This window comes from Bacteroides sp. AM54-2NS (genome assembly GCF_003602935.1).
In the GTDB taxonomy this organism is placed as follows: Bacteria; Bacteroidota; Bacteroidia; order Bacteroidales; family Bacteroidaceae; genus Bacteroides; species Bacteroides xylanisolvens.
The window spans coordinates 1-518 of sequence record NZ_QTMZ01000158.1 but is presented as its reverse complement, the minus strand read 5'-3'; the positions used below and the strand labels follow the sequence as shown (position 1 = coordinate 518).

The 518-nt window shown below is 36.1% G+C and carries 1 pseudogene; it reads right to left on the bottom strand.

Going from position 1 to position 518, the window contains the following annotated elements:
• Positions 1 to 193: 193 nt before the first annotated feature.
• A pseudogene (locus DXA05_RS26290) lies at positions 194 to 518 on the bottom strand (hypothetical protein); the annotation flags it as partial.

The window sequence follows — 518 nt, the reverse complement described above, 5'->3', positions numbered from 1 at the left end:
AGAGGTCATTTTATACCTGTTATTAATTATATTAAGAGAGGGTATAATTTGACCTCTGACTGTAATATATAGTCTTTATATGCTTATGAAGTCGAATTAATAATGACAGGGATAGCATTTGATAAGAATACTACCACTACCTTTTAATGAGATTCATATTATAAGGTTGGGGCTCTCTACACATATATCCAAATTACATCTTTAGTCTGATTTGAGTGTCAATAAAATACAAGTCCTTGTCAATACCGTACAGCACATTGTTGGGAACGGCATCAAACACTTCATATTGGTCGTTATGGAACTCGTCTATGTAATCCATTTCAAAACCAAGCGCTTCCATGTATTCAGCAATTTCATCTTCTGTTGCTTCCCGTTCCGCCAATATGTAAGGTTGTGTGAGAACTGCACTGAACTCTTGACGGCTGTTATAAGAGAAGCCAATCATCTGATAGGGTACATTACTAAAGAACTTATTGTGTGCGTTAATGCGAATGAAGAAGTTCTCCAAATCATCCCCT